Raw genomic sequence first — 16,207 nt, forward strand, 5'->3', positions numbered from 1 at the left:
GAGGCCAGGTAGACGCCCGAACCCGGGTCCGTCGAGACGGCCGGAGCCGGAGCTACGGCTGCTGCCTGCTGCACGACCGGCGCCGGGGCGACGGCTGCTGCCTGCTACACGAACGCCGCCGGGGCGACGACTGCTGCCTGCTGCACGGCCGGAGCCGGAGCTACGGCTGCTGCCTGCTGCACGACCGGCGCCGGGGCGACGGCTGCTGCCTGCTGCACGACCGGCGCCGGGGCGACGACCGCTGCCTGCTCCACGGGAGCGGCAGGAGCGACGGCGACAGGGACGGAGACCGTCTGCGCCGGGGCCGATCCACCCGCGGGGATAGCGATGGAATCACCCGGGAAGATGATCGATGCCAGGGAGAGCCCGTTGGCCGCGAGGACCGCAGTCAGGTCGGCACCGTAGCTGGCGGAGATCGCGCCGAGGGTGTCCCCTGCGACGACCGTGTGGGTCGCACCGGTCGCAGCTGCTGCCGGAGCGGGGGCGACAGCGGGAGCGGCCGGGGCCGCTACTGCTGCGGGAGCGGCCGGGGCTGCTACGGCGGCGGGAGCCGTCGTCGTGCCCTGGTCCGAGTAGGTGCCGGCGTTGGCGGTGCCGACGGCGCTGAGCGCGAGGCCCGACGTGACGGCGACGATGGCAACGGGACGGCCGATCATGGTGGCGTTGGCCTTGGCGGCGCGGGACAGGCCCTGCAGCGCGAGATTGCCGTCGATATCGGCACGGTGGCGCGCCGAAGAGATGTTTCGTGACATGGATGTATACCTCTCCCATGCCTGCGGGGTGAGCTGTCGGGTTCGGATGGGAGTCACCCGGTCGCGCGCATCACCTGGTCGGCGTGCGCAGTGCGACTTAACCCCAAGGACGTCCGCAGTCAGAACTGCGCGTCCACTGGAACTGTGGTTCCCCCGTCCCCGCCGTGGTGATTGCGAACGTATCCCGGACGACGGCAGGGCTCGGCATTCCGTCCAGGAGCACCTCTCATGGGCAGAGGCACCAGAAGAACATAGCTACTGCTCGAACGTTTTGTCACATTCCCGTAACGGCGGTTATCCTGCCCCTCCGATGCGGGCCGATCGCCACCGGCGGAGGGCGAGCGCGGTGCCTGCCACGGTGAGGACGAGCAGGACGGACTGCTGGAGATGGAACCAGGGGGCCGCCCCTGGTTCCGCGCTGATCGCCGCAGCGATGAGGCTGCTGGACAGTGCGGCCGTCAGCGCTACGCCGACCCAGAGCAGCGTGCCCCAGAGCCTCCGCTCGTGGGCACGCTGCGCGTTCTTCCAGCTCTCCATGTCCTCCAGCCTAGGCGGCAGGGGCGTGCGCAATGTCCTGGGACCGCGCACGCCACTCGTGCATCAGCGCCGGGCGGGGGCGCCGGCGTTCCTGATCAGGTCGAGGGCCTGCTCCGGGAACCAGCCGCCTGCCGCAGGGTCCACCCGGCCCCACTCGGGATCGACTCCGCCGTCGGTGGTCAGGCCGCGGCTGCACTCGCCGTCCGACTCGCCGGGCACCTTGATCCACAGGAAGGCGTCAGCGAGGTCGTTGCCCGTGTCCGTGGTGGGCGTATGGCCCAGTCCGCGAGCCGGAGGATTGCACCAGACCTGCGGATCCGGGTAGGTCGCCGTCGGCACCCACGGCCCGCGGCCGTTGCGGCTGGTATCGACCACGAAGTGCGCCAGGTCCTCCGACGTCGGCGCGTTGCGGGCACCCGCCACGTTCTGGGCGTACCAGGCATCCGTCAGGCCCCACGTCGAGAAGCCGGAGGGTGAGGCCGGGTAGAACTGGCTGGCGCAGGAGCCGTAGGCGCCCGGGTCGATCTCGGTGGCGTAGTAGATGCACTGGGACACCCAGGAGCCGTACTTCAGCTGCCGCTCGGTGAGCTCGTAGTTGGAGACGTTGAGGAAGAACCCGTCCGCCTTCTGCACGCCGGCCTTCATGAGGCGGCTGGCGATCTCCCCCGTGCCGAGCCAGGCGCTGTGCGTGCCGTCGAGATAGACCTTCGTGTTCGGCAGCGCCTTGAGCCGGTCCACCGCGTAGTCGAGCATCTCGAAGCGTTCCGCGGCCGCGGTCGCGGCGTCGGCCTCCGCCGGCTGGCACCACTCGAGGTTGCCGTCGAGCCCGCGGTACCAGGGGATGATCCCGAGCCCGTCCGGCTCGAGCACCACCATCGCGGCCCGATCCTCGATACCTGCCGCGAGGGCGTCGATCCAGGTTTTGTAGCCGGCGACGTCGGTCGCCCCGCCGGCCGAGTACTGCGCGCAGTCGCGGAACGGCAGGTTGTAGGCGGCGAGCACGGGCATCTGCTTCTTGCCGGCGGCGCGATGCGTGGTGGCGCGGACCTCCCGCGTCACCGTGGTGGGGTCGCCGTCCGTGACCCACACGGCCTGCGGCGTGGAGACCATCGCACTGAGGCTGTCCGCCGTCCGGCGGTCACCCGAGGACCGCAGCCCGGCGATCTGGCGCTGTGCCTCGTGGTCGGTCTTCGGGACGTAGAACTCGGTGGCGGAGGACTCCGCTCCTGATCCTCCCGCGGGCCCGTGGGCCGACGCCGGCAGCGCGGCGAAGGCGGTGGACGCGAGGACCCCTGCGAGTGCAAGGGTCATGGCGCACGTTCTGGAGATGTTGAGCATCGTTGCTCCTCATGTCGAGGGCGAGCTCTTCGGGGGACACATTGTTTGGTTCCGCGAGTGCACGGTGTCACACTCGTTCTGACCATCCCGAGCGGCTGAGAGATCTGGCTCACTGACGCCGCAGCAACCCTGGCCTCCGCGATCCGTGGCGACAGTAGGGTGCTACTGCCAGACCGATGGAGGACATGATGAGCGTCGCCGACCTTTCCACCCCGCTGAAATTCGCCTACTGGGTGCCGAACGTCAGCGGCGGCCTCGTGGTCTCGACCATCGAGCAGCGCACCGGCTGGGACTTCGAGTACAACCGGAAGCTCGCCCGGATCGCGGAGGACGCCGGTTTCGAGTACGCCCTGTCGCAGACCCGTTACGCCGCGTCCTACGGCGCGGACAAGCAGCACGAGGCGACGTCGTTCTCCCTCGCGCTCCTCGCCGCGACCGAGAAGCTGAAGGTCATCGCCGCGGTGCACCCCGGCATGTGGCACCCGGGCGTGCTCGCGAAGTTCATCATCACCGCGGACCACATCTCGAACGGCCGTGCCGCCGTCAACATCGTCTCCGGCTGGCTCAAGGACGAGTTCGTGAACTTCGGCCTCGACTGGCTCGAGCACGACGAACGGTACGTCCGCACGGAGGAGTTCATCCGCGTGCTGCGCGGTCTGTGGACCGAGGAGGGGTACAGCCAGTCGGGGAAGTACTACGACATCACCGACTTCACGCTCAGCCCTGCGCCCGTCGACGTGCCCGGGCGTCCGCACCCCGAGATCTTCTTCGGAGGCAATTCGACGGCGGCGCAGGCCACCGCGGGCCGGGTGGCGGACTGGTACTTCTCGAACGGCAAGGACCTCGAGGGATTCAGGGAGAACATCGCAGGCGTGCGGGCCTCCGCTGCCCAGGCGGGCCGGCACCCCCGGTACGGGCTCAACGGGTTCGTCATCGCCCGAGACTCCGAGAAGGAGGCCCGGGACACGCTGCGCGAGATCGTCGCGAAGGCGCACCGCCCCGCCGTCGAGGGCTTCCGCGACGCCGTCCAGGAGGCCGGAGCGGCCACGAAGGACGGCAGGGGCATGTGGGCCGACTCCTCGTTCGAGGATCTCGTCCAGTACAACGACGGCTTCAGGACCCGGCTCATCGGCACGCCCGAGCAGATCGCCGAGCGCATCGTCGAGTACAAGAAGATCGGCGTGAATCTCCTCCTGACCTGCTACCTGCACTTCCAGGAGGAAGTCGCTGCCTTCGGCACGGACATCCTGCCGATCGTGCGGCAGCTCGAGGCGGACGCCGCGCGCTCCGCCGGAGTCGATTTCGATCCGGACGCCACCCTCGCAACCCACGAATCCACCAAGGCAGGTATCTGATGGCAGAACGTTCCTTCGGTTTCCGCACGCGTGCCCTGCACGCCGGCGGTACCCCCGACGCCACGCACGGCGCGCGCGCCGTGCCGATCTACCAGACGACGTCGTTCGTGTTCAAGGACACCAACGACGCCGCCAACCTCTTCGCGCTGCAGAAGTACGGCAACATCTACTCGCGCATCGGCAATCCCACCGTCGCGGCCTTCGAGGAGCGCATCGCGTCCCTCGAGGGCGGTATCGGCGCGGTGGCGACGGCGTCGGGCATGAGCGCGGAGTTCATCACCTTCGCGGCGCTGTGCCAGGCGGGCGACCACATCGTCGCCGCGTCGCAGCTGTACGGCGGGACGGTCACGCAGCTCGACGTCACCCTGAGGCGCTTCGGTATCGAGACCACCTTCGTGCCCGGCACCGATCCGGCCGACTACGCCGCCGCCATCCGCGAGAACACCAAGGCCGTGTACGCCGAGGTCATCGCGAACCCCTCAGGCGAGATCGCGGACCTCGCCGGGCTGGCCAAGGTCGCGCACGACGCCGGGATCCCGTTCATCGTCGACTCGACGCTGAGCACGCCCTACCTCGTGCGGCCCATCGAGCACGGCGCCGACATCGTCATCCATTCCGCCACCAAGTTCATCGGCGGGCACGGCACCACCCTCGGCGGCGTGATGGTGGAGAGCGGACGGTTCGACTGGGGCAACGGCAAGTTCCCCATGATGACCGAGCCGGTGCCCTCCTACGGCAACATCCAGTGGTGGGCGAACTTCGGCGAGTACGGGTTCCTGACCAAGCTCCGCACCGAGCAGCTGCGCGACATCGGGCCGTCGCTCTCGCCGTCGTCGGCCTTCCAGCTCCTGCAGGGGGTGGAGACCCTGGCCCAGCGCCTCGACGAGCACCTCGAGAACGCGCAGGCCGTGGCGGAATGGCTGCAGGCCGATCCCCGCGTGGAATACGTGAACTACGCGGGACTCCCCACGCACATCCACCACGAGCGCGCGAAGACCTACCTGCCCCAGGGACCCGGGTCGGTGTTCAGCTTCGGCGTCAAGGGCGGACGCAAGGCCGGCCAGAAGTTCATCGAGTCGCTGCAGATCGCCTCGCACCTGGCGAACGTGGGCGACGCGCGCACGCTCGTGATCCACCCCGGCTCGACGACGCACCAGCAGCTCTCGGCCGAGCAGCTCGCCGCGGCCGGCGTCCCCGAGGACCTGGTGCGCATCTCGGTGGGCCTCGAGGACCTCGACGACATCCTGTGGGACCTCGACCAGGCGCTCGACGTCGCGGCGAACGCCCCGGACGCATCGTTCGAGGACCTCCCGCAGGAGGCAGCCGGACAGGACGACGACGACGAATCCGCAACGCGGGCAGTGGGAGTGGGAGCATGAGCGGGACAGCAGCACCGCGTACCTGGGAGGGGCCCTCGGCTCCGGAACGCCTGGCCCTGCTGAGGAACGCGCGGTCGGTGGCGATCGTCGGAGCATCGGACAAGCCCTCGCGGGCCTCCTACTTCGTGGCGACCTACCTGCAGTCCTCCTCGCCCTACCGGCTGTACTTCGTGAACCCCGTGGCGAAGGAGATCCTGGGTCAGCCGGCCTACGCGTCCCTGAAGGACCTGCCCGAGGTGCCCGACGTCGTGGACGTGTTCCGCAAGCACGACGATCTGCCTTCCGTGCTGGCGGAGACGCTCGACGTCGGCGCGAGGACGCTGTGGCTGCAGCTCGGCTCGTGGCACGAGGAGGTCGCGCGGGACGCGGAGGCCGCGGGCCTGGACGTGGTGATGGACCGCTGCATCAAGATCGAGCACGCGCGCTTCCACGGGGGGCTCAACCTCGCCGGGTTCAACACCGGCGTGATCTCCTCGAAGCGGCAGATCACCTCATAGGGCGCCGCCTGCCCTTCCCTCCCGGCTCTCGGTTCCGATCAGTGGGAATGGTGACACATTCCCACTGATCGGGGTCAGGCCTCGGAGACGGCGACCCTGGATCGGGGCGGGAGACCCTGAGCCGGCGTCATTCCGCGTGGTGGTCCGTCGACTCCGCAGGCACGACGACGTCGGGACCGGAGACGACGTCGGCACCGGAGCTGTCCTGGGCTTCAGCTTCCAACGGCTCGACGGGTTCCACCGGCAGGGCGTCTTCCGGCAGGGCGTCTTCCGGCAGAGCGACTTCCGGCAGGGTGTGGGCGGGCAGAGCGTCGGCTGGTTCGGCCGGTTCGGCCGGTTCGGCCGGTTCGGCCGGTTCGGCCGGAAGCCCCGGCGCCGGGTCCGCCGGATCGAAGAGCGCATCGGCAGGGAACAGCGCGAGCCATTCGGCGTCCAGGGCGATCGGTGCGTCGAGGAGGAACGCGGCGTCGGCAGGACCGGCCGGTGCGCGGAGCCACGACCTGCGGTGGTGGACAGGAGCCGGCGTGTCACCTCTGATCGTCTCCGGACCGGTGCCGGTGCTCTCCTTCGGCACGCTTCTGTCCCGGCCCTGGCCGGGCGTGACCTGACTCCGCGTGACCTGGCCGGGCGTGACCTGACTCCGCGTGACCTGTCCGGGCTTGACCTGGCCCGGCTTGACCTGTCCGGGCTTGACCTGTCCGGGCTTGACCTGGCCCGGCGTGGCCGGACCGGGCTTGGCCTGACCCGGCGTGACCGGACCGGGCTTCTCCTGGACGGGCCGGGGCGGGGTCGTGCGCTGCCCGGGCATGCCCTGGCCCGACCGACCCTGACCGGCCCTCGCCTGATCGGGTCGGCCGGTCGCGCCGGGCGCCGTTCCCGTCGCGGGTGGCGTCACCGGGACCGCGCGCGGCTGCGGCCCATCCGGCGCTGGGGCCGCGGGGTCTGCTGGGAACGCCGTGCCGGCCGGTGGCCGGGCTTGCGGTGCGACGGGCGGCGCTGTCGGGGCAGCGGCAGCGACGCCCGCATCGGGCGACGCGGGAGCGGGAGCCGGCACGGGGGGACCGCCGGCGTCCGCAGAGGCGGACGACGCCGGGGCGTGGGCGTGAGTGGGCGCCCCCGGGACACCGGTGGGAACATGGCGTCGGCCCGCGTCGGCGAGCGGTCCCGGGGCGGGCTCGGCCCGGTCGACGTCATCGCGGACGGTGAAGCGGGTGATGGAGACGACGGCGTCGTCGAACCCGTCGCGGAAATGGAGCGTCCCCGCCGCGACCCCGGACATGCCCGCACCCATGGACACCGCGAGGGCACCACCGATGAACGTGATGCGGCGCTTGTTCCGGCGGCTCTGCGGCGCCCTGCCGCCGTCGGCCATGAGCTGCGCGAGCTCGGCGGAGGCGTCCGGTGCGGACCGCTCGTTCAGCGCCGCGATGCTCCGGACGGCGTGGACGAGCGCCGGGTCCTCGGCGATGCCCGCCTCCTCGAGGATGCGCGGCACGGAGTCCGGCGACGGCGTTTCGCGTCCAGTCATTGTGCGTCCGATTCGTTGGGGTGTACGAGTTCCTTCAGCTTGAGCAGTCCCCGCCGCTGCAGCTGCTTGACCGATCCTGCCGACCTGCCGAGGATCTCCGCGACCTGCTCGATCGGCAGTTCGGCCACGATGCGCAGCAGGAGCACGTCGCGCTGCTCCGCATTGAGCTGTGCCAGCATGCCCGTGGCCTCTCCGGCATCGAGGTTCCCCAGCGCCACCATCTCCGCAGACTCGACGGTGCGCGTGTCGCCGTCGGCCTCGTAGCCCACGAGAACCGGTGCCCGCACCTTCCTCCGCACCTCGTCCACGTGCCGGGCGTGCGCCACCGAGAAGGTGAAGGTGCGCAGCCCCCGCAGCCCGCCGGAGACGGAGTCGAGTTTCGAGAAGACCGTGAGGAAGACCTCCTGCGTGAGTGCCTCCGGGTCCTCAGTTCCCCGGCCCGCGAAATAGCCGAGCACGCTCGGACTCAGTTCCTGGTAGATCAGTGAGAGTGCCGCAGGTTCTCCGGCCCGTGCGCGGTCGAGCGCATCATCAGGCAGCGGTGGGACCACGGTGTCTTTTCCTTGCTCGAGCGGGGCGGCGTGACCATCGTAACCGTTGGCCTCGACCGTCCTGCCGCGGGCCGCACCTGTGCCGCGACACGAAAAGGCCGCACCGAGGCCCGTTGGGGGATAAGCCTCGGTGCGGCGCTTACATCTGGGTAATCGACCGGAGGGACGCAAAAGTTACGCCGCCGCCGGAATTTCTTCCGGCGTCCTCCCGGCCCTACTTCAGGGCGCTCGAGGCGCGGCGCTTGTTGAAGACGTCGAAGCCGACGGCCAATAGGAGCACCATGCCCTTGATGAACTGCTGGACGTCGATGCCGACGCCGAGCAGCGACATCCCGTTGTTGAGCACGCCCATGATCAGGCCGCCCGTGATGGCCCCGATCACGGTGCCCACGCCGCCGGTGACGGCCGCTCCGCCGATGAATGCCGCGGCGATGGCGTCGAGCTCGAAGAGGTTTCCCGCCCCTGGGCCGGCCGAGTTGAGGCGACCGGTGAAGATGAGCCCCGCCAGGGCTGCGAGCACACCCATGTTGACGAAGAGCATGAAGTCGATGCGCTTGGTGTTGACCCCCGAGAGCTGTGCAGCCTGCAGGTTCCCACCGCGGGCGTACACGTGGCGGCCGAACACGCTGTTGCTCATGACCAGGCTGTAGGCGACGATCAGGACACCGAGGACGACGAGCACGATCGGCGTACCGCTGCGCGAGCCGGCCAGCAGGTAGGTCAGGCCCAGGATGATGGCGGCGATGAAGGCGAGCTTGGTGAAGAACCAGGCCGCGGGCTCGTCCTCGAGCTTGAGGCGGGCGCGGGTGGCGCGCCCACGGAGCTGGCTGGCGATGAGGAGGACGACGGCGAGGACGCCGAGGGCCACCGTGGTCCAGTCGAGGAGGTTCGTCTCCGGCGGGAAGAGCCCGGGGAAGAGGAAGCCGCCGCCGAGCTGGCGGTACTCCTCCGGGAACCCGGTGATGCGCTGGTTCTCGAGAACGATCTGCGTGAGGCCGCGGAACACGAGCATGCCTGCGAGCGTCACGATGAAGGCGGGGATGCCCACGTAGGCCACCCAGAAGCCCTGCCACGCGCCGACGAGCCCGCCGATCACGAGCGAGGCGATGAACGCCACCCACCAGGTGAAGCCCCAGTCCTGGATCATGATGCCGGACATCGCGCCGACGAAGGCCGCCACGGACCCGACGGACAGGTCGATGTGCCCGGCGACGATGATCATGACCATGCCGATGGCCAGGAGCAGGATGTAGCTGTTCTGCACGATGATGTTCGAGACGTTGTCCGGCATGAGCAGCGCGCCCCCGGTCAGCACCTGGAACAGGGCGACGATGACGATGAGCGCTACGAAGATGCCGATCTGCCGCAGCCGGCTCGTGAGGAAGGCCAGCCCGTGCTTGACGGGAGGCGGAGGTGCGGTCACTGCGGGGTCTTTGACGGTGGTAGCCATGGAATCAGTCCTTTTCCTTGGTCATGTACTGCATGAGGAGTTCCGGGGTCGCCTGCCCGATGGGCACCTCCGCGGTGATGCGGCCTTCGGCGAGGGTGTAGATGCGATCACAGATGCCGAGGAGCTCGGGCAGCTCGGAAGAGATGACGATCACCGCCTTCCCCTCTGCGGCGAGGCGGTTGATGATCGTGTAGATCTCGTACTTGGCGCCGACGTCGATCCCGCGTGTGGGCTCGTCGAGGATCAGGACATCGGGGTCCGAGAACATCCACTTGGAGAGCACCACCTTCTGCTGGTTGCCGCCGGAGAGCTTCCCCGTGATGGCGGCGACGGAGGGCGCCTTGATGTTCATCGACATCCGGTAGTCGCCCGCGACCACGGCCTCCCGGCCGCCGTCCACCCAGCCGCGCTTCGCGAGCTTGCCGAGCGCGGCACCGGAGATGTTCCGCTTGATGTCGTCGATCAGGTTCAGCCCGTACCGCTTGCGGTCCTCCGTGGCGTACGCGATGCCGTGCCGGATCGCCTCGCCCACGGTGCGCGTGGTGATCGGGGTCCCGTTCTTGTAGAGGGTGCCCGTGATGTGCGAGCCGTAGCTGCGCCCGAAGATGCTCATGGCGAGCTCGGTCCGCCCGGCACCCATGAGACCGGCGATACCGACCACCTCACCGGCACGGACCGAGAGGTTCGCGGCGTCGACGACCACGCGCGCGCTCTCCTGCGGGTGGTGCACCGTCCAGTCCTCGACGCGGAGGACCTCCTCACCGATGACCGGCGTGCGCTCGGGGTAGCGGCTCTCCATGTCGCGCCCCACCATGCCCCTGATGATGCGCTCCTCCGTCACCGACCCGTCGTGGAGGCTCAGTGTCTCGATCGTGCGCCCGTCGCGGAGGATGGTCACCGAGTCCGCGATGGCCCGGATCTCGTTGAGCTTGTGGCTGATGATGATGCAGGTGATGCCCTCGGCCCGCAGGCCCTTGACGAGCCCGAGGAGGTGCGCGGAGTCCTCGTCGTTCAGGGCCGCGGTGGGTTCGTCGAGGATCAGCAGCTTGACGTTCTTCGACAGCGCCTTGGCGATCTCCACGAGCTGCTGCTTGCCGACGCCGATGTCACCGGCGCGGACCACCGGGTTGAGGTCCAGCCCCACGCGGCGGAGCAGCTTGGCCGCCTCGACATTGGTCTCGTTCCAGTTGATGAACCCGCGCTTCTCCCGCTCGTTGCCGAGGAAGATGTTCTCCGCGACGGACAGGTACGGGGACAGTGCCAGTTCCTGGTGGATGATGACGATCCCGTCGCGCTCGCTGTCGCGGATGTCCTTGAACTCGACGACACCGCCCTCGAATTCGATGTCGCCGTCGTACGTGCCGTGCGGGTAGACCCCGGACAGCACCTTCATGAGGGTCGATTTCCCGGCCCCGTTCTCCCCGCAGATCGCATGGACTTCTCCGCGCTCGACGTCGAGATTGACGTCCTGCAGTGCCTTCACGCCTGGGAAGGTCTTGGTGATGCGGCGCATCCGAAGGATGTTCTCCGCCATGGTCGAGCCTCGCTTACTTGAGTGGAAGTCCCGGCAGGGCCGGGCGAGGTACAGCGCCTGTGGCTCCGGACCAGGAACGGTCCGGAGCCACAGGCATCAGGGGTGCTGCGGGACGGCTACTTGAGCTCGTCCTCGGTGTAGTACTCGGTCTCGACGAGCGCGGCCTCGTAGTTGTCGACCGTGACGATCTGCGACTCGAGGAGGTAGGACGGGACGACCTTGACGCCGTTGTCGTACGTCTCGGTGTCGTTCACCTCGGGCTCCTCGCCCTTCATGAGGGCGTCGACCATGGTGACGGCCTGCTTGCCGAGCTCGCGGACGTCCTTGAAGATCGTGGAGTACTGCTCGCCGGCGATGATGGACTTCACCGAACCCACCTCGGCGTCCTGACCCGTGACGACGGGCAGGTCGTCGGTGGCGTAGCCGCCGGAGGTCAGCGCCGAGATGATCCCGATGGACAGACCGTCGTACGGGGAGAGCACACCCTCGAGGCGCTCGCCGCCGCCGACGGTGAGCAGGTCCTCCATGCGGTCCTGGGCGGTGTCGGGCAACCAGCGGAGGATGGCCGCCTGCTCGAAGTCGGTCTGCCCGCTGGGTACGCGGAGCACACCGCTGTCGAGGTAGGGCTGCAGGGTCTTCATGGCGCCGTCCCAGAAGAACGTCGCGTTGTTGTCGTCGGGGCTGCCGGCGAAGAGCTCGACGTCGAACGGACCGGCCGCGCCGGTCTCCTTGCCCTCGGCGTCGAGGATGCCGAGGCCGGTCAGCAGCGAGGTGGCCTGCTGGACGCCGACCTCCTCGTTGTCGAAGGTGGTGTAGTAGTCGACGGTGTCGGACTCGTTGATGAGGCGGTCGTAGGCGATGACCGGGATGTCCTGCGACTCGGCCTGGTCGAGGACGCTCGTGAGCGTGGTGCCGTCGATCGACGCGACGACGAGGGCCTTCACGCCGCCGTTGATCATGTTCTCGATCTGGCTGACCTGCGTGGGGATGTCGTCGTTGGCGAACTGGAGGTCCACCTCGTAGCCGAGGTCCTCGAGCTGGCTCTTGACGTTCTCGCCGTCGGCGATCCAGCGCTCGGACTGCTGCGTCGGCATGGCCACGCCGATCTTGGCGCCCTCGTTGGACCCGCCCTCGGCGGCGGCGTCGCCGCCGCCCCTGCTGCCACCGCATGCGGTGAGGCTGAGGGTCAGGATGCTGGCGGCCGCGATGCCGGCCAGGTATTTCCGATTCATGGTGAAACTTTCTTGTGAGTGGTTTCCGGCGGCAGTGCCGGCTTTCGGGGAGTGGCTCCTACAGTTTCTGCGCCAGCCGATAATAGGCCGCGTTCCAGCGGAGTTCGCGCTGGAAGTCCCGCAGCTTCGTGTCGGCGTCGATCCGCAGCAGTTCGACCTCGGCGATGTCCGCGAAGTCCTCGAAGACCTCGAGGCCCACCGCGGTGGTGAGGACGGTGTGGTGCGCGGCGCCGGCGCTCAGCCAGGCCGCCGCGGAGGTCTCGAGGCTCGGCTCCGGCTTCCACACTGCGCGCGCGACCGGCAGGTTGGGGAGCGGGGCGTCCGGCGGGACGATCTCGACGGCATTGGCGGTCAGGCGGAAGCGGTCCCGCATGTCCGACATCGCGACGACGACGCCGGCACCGGAATCGGTGTCGAACACGAGCCGCACGGGGTCCTCCTTGCCGCCGATCCCCAGCGGGTGCACCTCGAGCGTGGGCTTCGACGTGGTCAGGGTGGGGCAGATCTCGAGCATGTGCGCCCCCAGGATCTTCTCCTCCCCCGGAACCAGGTGGTACGTGTAGTCCTCCATGAGGGAGGCCCCGCCGGGCAGCCCCGCACCCATGACCTTCGCGGCCCGCACCAGGACGGCGGTCTTCCAGTCGCCCTCGGCACCGAACCCGTAGCCACGGGCCATGAGCCGCTGGACGGCGAGGCCGGGCAGCTGCCGCAGCGCCCCGAGGTCCTCGAAGTTCGTGGTGAAGGCGCCGAAGCCGCCCTCCTCCAGGAAGGACAGCAGGCCGAGTTCCTGCCGGGCGCCGTAGCGCAGCGACTCGTGGCGCTCGCCGCCGCGGCGGAGTTCGGGGACGACGTCGTACGTCTCCTCGTACTCGGCCACGAGGGCATCGACGTCGTCCTCCGACTGCGCCTCGACGGCGGCGACGAGGTCATTGACGCCCCACGTGTTGATCGAGACGCCGAACCGGAGCTCGGCCTCGGTCTTGTCACCCTCGGTCACCGCGACGTTGCGCATGTTGTCGCCGAAGCGCGCGACCTTGAGCTCGTGGACGGCGGCCCAGCCGGCGGCGGCGCGCTGCCACGTGGCGACCTTCGCGCAGACGTCGGGGCTGGAGACGTGCCCGACGACGGTCTTCCGCGGCACGCCGAGGCGCGACTGGATGTACCCGAACTCGCGGTCGCCGTGGGCGGCCTGGTTGAGGTTCATGAAGTCGAAGTCGATCTCGCCCCACGGGAGGGCCACGTTGATCTGCGTGTGCAGGTGCAGCAGCGGCTTGCGCAGCGCATCGAGGCCCGCGATCCACATCTTCGCCGGGCTGAACGTGTGCATCCAGGCGATCACGCCGATCGCGTTGTCCGCCGCGTTGACCTCGAGCGCCATCCGCCGGATCGAGGCGGAGTCCTTGAGCGTCGGCTTCCAGACGACCTTCACGGGCAGGCCGGCGTCGCCGAGCATCCGTACGATCTCCTGGGACTGCTCCGCGACCTGCTGCAGGGTCTCCTCGCCGTAGAGGTCCTGGCTGCCGGTGAGGAACCAGACTTCGTAGGCGTCGAGGGTGGTGCTGAGGGGGCTCATGCAGGGGCTCCTGGGGTCGATGACTGACCGTACACGTTCTGGTACCGGTCGAAAAGGGAGTCGATGTGCTCGGCCTGGATGCCGGCGGGCGCGCCGAGCTGGCGGGAGATGTGGACGGTGCGGGCGACGTCCTCGAGCATGACCGCGGCCTTGACGGCGTCCTTCGCGTCCCTGCCGATGGTGAAGGGGCCATGGCTCTTCATGAGGACCCCGCGGGAGCGGTGCCCGGTGAGGGTCTCGACGATGCCCCGGCCGATCGAGTCGTCGCCGATGATCGCGAACGGACCGACCGGGATCTCCCCGCCGAACTCGTCCGCCATGGCGGTGATGACGCACGGGATGGGCTCGCCGCGGGCGGCCCAGGCGACGGCGTAGGTGGAGTGTGTGTGCACCACGCCGCCGACGTCGGGCATGTGGCGGTACACGTAGGCGTGCGCCGCGGTGTCGCTCGAGGGCGAGCGCTCGGATCCGGGTGTCCCCTCGATGACGTTGCCGTCGAGGTCGCAGAGGATCTGGTTCTCCGGCGTCAGCTCGTCGTAACTGACGCCGGAGGGCTTGATGACGAACAGGTCGGCGCCGGGCACGCGGCCGGAGACGTTGCCGCCGGTCCAGACCACGAGTCCGTAGCGCACGAGTTCGGCGTGCAGGGCGGCGACGTCCTCGCGGACCGACGCGATGGCGGCCTCCACGTCGGGGGTGAACCGGCTCATGCGGACACCGCCTGCTGTGCAGGAGCGGTCCGGGCCGAGCGGCGCAGGGCCTTGAGCCGGTGCATGACGTCGTTGGCGCCGCGGCCGAAGTAGTCATGGAGCTGCGTGTACTCGCGGTAGAGCGCGTCGTACGCCTCGGCGCGCTCCGGGTCGGGGATGTACGCGGCGCGGTCCAGCCGGCCCATCGCGGCGGCAGCGGCGTGGATGTCCTCGTAGGCTCCCGCCGCGACGGCGGCGTGGATCGCGGACCCGAGGGCAGGGCCCTGGGAACTGCCGATCACGGAGATGGGCATGTTCAGCACATCGGCGTAGACCTGCATCAGGAACGGGTTGCGGATGAGCCCGCCCGCGGCCACGAACTCGGTCACGGGGACGTCCGAGGCGTTGAAGGTCTCGACGATCTTCCGTGTGCCGAACGCCGTCGATTCCAGCAGGGCGCGGTAGACCTCGTGGGGCTTGGTGGCGAGGGTGAGGCCCACGATGGTGCCGGAGAGTTCGTGGTCCACGAGGACCGAGCGGTTGCCGGAGTGCCAGTCCAGTGCCACCAGGCCGTGGGCCCCGACGGGCTCGGTCTGCGCCTGCTCGGTCAGGTACTCGTGCACGCTCAGGCCCTGGGCGGTGGCGGCGTCCTTGATCTCCCCCGGTACCTGGTTTGCTACGAACCACGCGAAGATGTCGCCGACGCCGGACTGGCCGGCCTCGTAGCCGTAGAAGCCCGCCACGATCCCGCCGTCCACCACGCCGCACATGCCGGGCACCTCGGCGAGGCGGTCGGAGTTCATGACGTGGCACGTGGAGGTGCCCATGATGGCGACCATCTGGCCGGGGTCGGTGGCCTGCGCGGCGGGCGACGTGACGTGCGCGTCCACGTTCCCGACGGCGACGGCGATGCCGGCGGGCAGCCCGGTCCAGCCGGCGGCCTCCTCGGACAGGGAGCCTGCCCTCGACGCGAGGGCGCCGATGGTGTGCTCCACCTTCTCGCGGGCGAACCCGGCGAAATCGGGGTTGAGCGCGGCGAGGAACTCGTCCGACGGGTAGGCGCCGTCCTGGTAGATGCCCTTGTACCCGGCGGTGCAGGCGTTCCGCACGTACTGCCCCGTCAGCTGCCAGACGATCCAGTCGGCGGCCTCGACCCAGTGGTCCATGAGGTCGTACAGCTCGCGGTCCTCCTCGAGCAGCTGGAGCCCCTTCGCGAACTCCCACTCGCTCGAGATCAGCCCGCCGTAGCGGGGCAGCCAGGCCTCGCCCCGTTCCGCGGCGAGTTCGTTGATCCGGTTGGCCTGGCCCTGCGCGGCGTGGTGCTTCCAGAGCTTCACGTACGCGTGCGGACGCCCCTCGTAGCCCGGCACCTCGTTGAGCGGCGTGCCGTCGGCGAGGGTGGGCACCATGGTGCAGGCCGTGAAATCGGTGGCGATGCCGATGACATCGTGCGGGTCGATGCCCGCCTCCCGTACGGCGGCCGGGACGGCCGTGCGGAGCACGTCCACGTAGTCGGAGGGCACCTGGAGGGCCCACTCGGGCGGGAGCTGCTCGCCCGTGGCGGCGAGCGTGGAGTCCATGACGGCGTGCGGGTACTCGAGCGTCGAGGCGCCGAGTTCGGCGCCGTCGGAGACGCGGACGACGACGGCACGCCCGGAGAGGGTGCCGTAGTCGACGCCGATGACGTAGGTGGGCCGGCCGGTCGGTGCGGCAGTTGCGCCCGGGATGGAGTCACTCAAGGGAAGGACCTCTTCGTTCTTCTCGAGACCGCAAAGCAGTGCTCTGGTGGATC

Annotated in this window: 14 protein-coding genes and 2 riboswitches; of the genes, 3 read left to right on the forward strand and 11 right to left on the reverse strand. The window is 69.3% G+C overall.

Annotated features, from left to right (window positions below):
* Positions 1 to 104: 104 nt before the first annotated feature.
* From AC4D2C_RS01025 to AC4D2C_RS01035, 3 genes are all read right to left on the reverse strand, one after another.
* Positions 105 to 752, reverse strand: a complete 648-nt coding sequence (locus AC4D2C_RS01025; RefSeq protein ID WP_490911801.1) for a LysM peptidoglycan-binding domain-containing protein — start codon at positions 750 to 752, stop codon at positions 105 to 107.
* 5 nt (positions 753 to 757) lie between these two features.
* A riboswitch (cyclic di-AMP (ydaO/yuaA leader) is annotated at positions 758 to 938 on the reverse strand.
* A gap of 108 nt (positions 939 to 1,046) precedes the next feature.
* A complete protein-coding gene (locus AC4D2C_RS01030) occupies positions 1,047 to 1,289 on the reverse strand; it encodes a hypothetical protein (RefSeq protein WP_490911802.1) in 243 nt (80 codons plus the stop codon).
* 63 nt (positions 1,290 to 1,352) lie between these two features.
* Entirely contained in the window at positions 1,353 to 2,600 is a 1,248-nt protein-coding gene (locus AC4D2C_RS01035; protein ID WP_490911803.1) for a glycoside hydrolase family 6 protein, read from the reverse strand.
* A 106-nt stretch (positions 2,601 to 2,706) separates the two neighbouring features.
* Positions 2,707 to 2,810, forward strand: a riboswitch (SAM riboswitch).
* Positions 2,811 to 2,815: 5 nt separating this feature from the next.
* On the opposite strand from AC4D2C_RS01035, the gene sfnG reads away from it, so the two are divergent.
* Genes sfnG through AC4D2C_RS01050 form a run of 3 tightly spaced genes read left to right on the forward strand, consistent with a single transcriptional unit; the run spans position 2,816 to position 5,858 of the window.
* Positions 2,816 to 3,982, forward strand: coding sequence for a dimethylsulfone monooxygenase SfnG (gene sfnG / locus AC4D2C_RS01040; RefSeq protein ID WP_490911804.1), 1,167 nt, complete (start codon positions 2,816 to 2,818; stop codon positions 3,980 to 3,982).
* Entirely contained in the window at positions 3,982 to 5,361 is a 1,380-nt protein-coding gene (locus AC4D2C_RS01045; RefSeq protein ID WP_490911805.1) for an O-acetylhomoserine aminocarboxypropyltransferase/cysteine synthase family protein, read from the forward strand. Before sfnG ends, AC4D2C_RS01045 begins: the two co-directional genes overlap by 1 nt.
* Positions 5,358 to 5,858 carry a CoA-binding protein gene (locus AC4D2C_RS01050; protein ID WP_490911806.1) on the forward strand — a complete coding sequence of 167 codons (501 nt, stop codon included), beginning with the start codon at positions 5,358 to 5,360 and terminating at the stop codon, positions 5,856 to 5,858. Before AC4D2C_RS01045 ends, AC4D2C_RS01050 begins: the two co-directional genes overlap by 4 nt.
* A gap of 127 nt (positions 5,859 to 5,985) precedes the next feature.
* Here AC4D2C_RS01050 and AC4D2C_RS01055 read toward each other — a convergent pair whose 3' ends face one another.
* From AC4D2C_RS01055 to araB, 8 genes are all read right to left on the reverse strand, one after another.
* Complete coding sequence (locus AC4D2C_RS01055; protein WP_490911807.1) at positions 5,986 to 7,386, reverse strand: hypothetical protein; 1,401 nt, start codon at positions 7,384 to 7,386, stop codon at positions 5,986 to 5,988.
* Positions 7,383 to 7,937 carry an RNA polymerase sigma factor gene (locus AC4D2C_RS01060; protein WP_490904678.1) on the reverse strand — a complete coding sequence of 185 codons (555 nt, stop codon included), beginning with the start codon at positions 7,935 to 7,937 and terminating at the stop codon, positions 7,383 to 7,385. Before AC4D2C_RS01060 ends, AC4D2C_RS01055 begins: the two co-directional genes overlap by 4 nt.
* Positions 7,938 to 8,151: 214 nt before the next feature.
* Positions 8,152 to 9,387, reverse strand: a complete 1,236-nt coding sequence (gene mmsB, locus AC4D2C_RS01065; RefSeq protein WP_490911808.1) for a multiple monosaccharide ABC transporter permease — start codon at positions 9,385 to 9,387, stop codon at positions 8,152 to 8,154.
* A gap of 4 nt (positions 9,388 to 9,391) precedes the next feature.
* Positions 9,392 to 10,921 carry a multiple monosaccharide ABC transporter ATP-binding protein gene (mmsA, locus tag AC4D2C_RS01070; protein WP_490904680.1) on the reverse strand — a complete coding sequence of 510 codons (1,530 nt, stop codon included), beginning with the start codon at positions 10,919 to 10,921 and terminating at the stop codon, positions 9,392 to 9,394.
* A gap of 116 nt (positions 10,922 to 11,037) precedes the next feature.
* The gene (chvE, locus tag AC4D2C_RS01075) at positions 11,038 to 12,153 is read right to left on the reverse strand and encodes a multiple monosaccharide ABC transporter substrate-binding protein (protein WP_490911809.1); all 1,116 of its coding nucleotides are present in this window, start codon (positions 12,151 to 12,153) and stop codon (positions 11,038 to 11,040) included.
* Between the two features lie 58 nt (positions 12,154 to 12,211).
* Entirely contained in the window at positions 12,212 to 13,726 is a 1,515-nt protein-coding gene (gene araA / locus AC4D2C_RS01080; protein ID WP_490911810.1) for an L-arabinose isomerase, read from the reverse strand.
* Complete coding sequence (locus AC4D2C_RS01085; protein ID WP_490911811.1) at positions 13,723 to 14,436, reverse strand: L-ribulose-5-phosphate 4-epimerase; 714 nt, start codon at positions 14,434 to 14,436, stop codon at positions 13,723 to 13,725. The genes araA and AC4D2C_RS01085 overlap by 4 nt, the downstream gene beginning before the upstream one ends.
* A complete protein-coding gene (gene araB / locus AC4D2C_RS01090) occupies positions 14,433 to 16,154 on the reverse strand; it encodes a ribulokinase (protein WP_490911812.1) in 1,722 nt (573 codons plus the stop codon). The genes AC4D2C_RS01085 and araB overlap by 4 nt, the downstream gene beginning before the upstream one ends.
* Positions 16,155 to 16,207: the final 53 nt, after the last annotated feature.

Source organism: Arthrobacter sp. TJ-240 (assembly GCF_058269195.1).